Genomic DNA, 1,814 nt, shown 5'->3' with positions numbered 1-1,814 from the left:
GTCGAGCCGATTACCGCCCCGTCCAGCTGGGTGTGCGCCCCGACGGTCACGTCAAAGCCCCTGCCCGCGATAATGCCGGTCTGCTCCTCCACGCTCTGCCAGGTGCTGTGCATCTTGTCGCGCGAGGCGTTGACGTTTGACGAGCCGGTCATCGAGCCGAAGGTAAAGCTGCCGCCCGCACTGGCGCTCTGCTGCTTCGAGTCGTAGCGGTCGCTGTCCTGCTCGCTCGCCAGCGTCAGGTTGCGCTCTGCCTCCGCCTTCACCTACTCGCCGCTCACCTGCGCGCCCAGCACCCTCAGGTCGCCGTCGGCGCCTTTCACGCCGCTGCCGCGCGCCACCACGCTCAGGTTGTCCCCCGCCGTCAGGCTGCTGCCCCGGGCGGTACGCTGCTCACTGCACGGGGTAGAGCCAGAGGACTGGCTGCACTAAGAATGGCCAGCCGAACCCGCTGCCACAGCTGACCATTAAAGGCCGCTGGCTGGAAGCGCTGGGCTTTGAGACCGGGCAGAAGATCGAGGTGATCACCGGGCCGGGACAGTTGATCATCCGGCTGGCGACTGAAGGGTAACTGGCTGACCCATAAAGTAAAATCCCGGCTCGCTGGCCGGGAGGTTCTAACTTAGATTATTTTTCTTTTCTTCATAATCTTGTAAATATTTTTCAATAGGATAAGCCGTTCCAAGTTCATGTATTTCACCTGTATCCTTATCAACTAGAAATGGCGAATTTCCTGCGAGTTGAGCAGAAAACTCTCCCGTTTCAAGATATTCTCGAGATTGAAAACAAAAAAACCATCCTTCAGAAAAACGACCCTGAAGAGTAATAACAACCGGAACATTAGTGTCTTTTAGATATTCCGTCGCTTTTTCTACAGCCTCTCCAAAATTAATCATTAATTCGTCCTCAATAATTGGAATGATTTAAACTGGCTAAGATCAGCAGGCTTACCCGTTTGCCCATCAAGGAATCGGACTGTTCCGTTCTGATTTACAACATTAAACACGTGTCCAGGTTGACCTGGCCCATATGAACCAAAAACAATCCCACGGGAACCTGAGCCTGCACTTGTCATTTGCTGCGTAATGCTTTCGGACGAAGAAATATATTTAAATTTCGTACCGTATTGGCTTTCCAAAACGGCCAACGGAATACCGTTTTTATGATTTACCGGCAACGCCGATGCAGGATTTCCAGCCAAAGTAGCATCAGTGGCAACAGAACAGTTCACACAGTTATGTGTTCTGCCTGGTTCCGGGTATCCTGGGTTAACATTTTTAATAGAGCCAGCATTCTCCCCACTTGCTCCTGTACCTTTCATCCCATAAACCGCACCACCAATCGCCGCCGTAGTATGCACAACTGCCATACCATCATACAGCGTGGCCGCTGTTTCCTTACTCACGCCCCAGTTTTCAGCAATACGGTTTACATTAGCATCACGCGCCGCTTTTGCGTCCGCGCTGGCATACTGCCACATCAGGGCGTCTACCTGGTCTTTTCCTTCCTTGTACACCGTGCCCATGTTACCGATATACTGCCCGTCCAGCTTCTCGTCGTAGCTCCTGCCCATCGCTGCAAGTTCCTGCCGCATTCCATGACAGGCCTCTGATGAGAGATTTTTACACGCCGAGTCCAGTGCCATATCAAACGCCTTATCCTTAGCGTTAAGGTCAATGATGAGTTTCTCGGCCTGCTGTTTCTTTTCACCTTCCAGATACGGCAGTGACCATTTCGCATCCTGCCGTTTTTTCTCATCCGGAGCACCCAGCGCATTATTCTCAACCGCATTCTTCCCGGCTGCCGCCCCGGCGCCC

Annotated in this window: 2 protein-coding genes and 2 pseudogenes; 1 reads left to right on the top strand and 3 read right to left on the bottom strand. The window is 53.0% G+C overall.

Features of this window, described 5'->3' with window-relative positions; genetic code table 11:
* A pseudogene (locus BBB56_RS23880) lies at positions 1-371 on the bottom strand (hemagglutinin repeat-containing protein); the annotation flags it as partial.
* A gap of 62 nt (positions 372-433) precedes the next feature.
* Here BBB56_RS23880 and BBB56_RS23290 point away from each other — a divergent pair.
* Positions 434-568, top strand: a pseudogene (locus BBB56_RS23290) (SymE family type I addiction module toxin); the annotation flags it as partial.
* 46 nt (positions 569-614) lie between these two features.
* On the opposite strand, the gene BBB56_RS23285 reads toward BBB56_RS23290, so the two are convergent.
* Together BBB56_RS23285 and BBB56_RS23930 are read right to left on the bottom strand one after the other, a co-directional pair.
* Positions 615-893 carry a YrhB domain-containing protein gene (locus tag BBB56_RS23285; RefSeq protein WP_123803259.1) on the bottom strand — a complete coding sequence of 93 codons (279 nt, stop codon included), beginning with the start codon at positions 891-893 and terminating at the stop codon, positions 615-617.
* A partial coding sequence (locus BBB56_RS23930; RefSeq protein ID WP_305036981.1) for a toxin glutamine deamidase domain-containing protein occupies positions 893-1,814 on the bottom strand: 922 nt, incomplete at its 5' end. The genes BBB56_RS23285 and BBB56_RS23930, both read right to left, overlap by 1 nt.

This window comes from Candidatus Pantoea deserta (genome assembly GCF_003813865.1).
Classification (GTDB): domain Bacteria; phylum Pseudomonadota; class Gammaproteobacteria; order Enterobacterales; family Enterobacteriaceae; genus Pantoea; species Pantoea deserta.
The sequence above is the reverse complement of the archived record's forward strand: the minus strand, read 5'-3'. Positions and strand labels throughout refer to the sequence as shown.

What these genes read in the sequence shown, in the direction of transcription:
- BBB56_RS23285 (WP_123803259.1), bottom strand. Translation starts at nt 893, where the DNA reads ATGATTAATTTTGGAGAGGCTGTAGAAAAAGCGACGGAATATCTAAAA.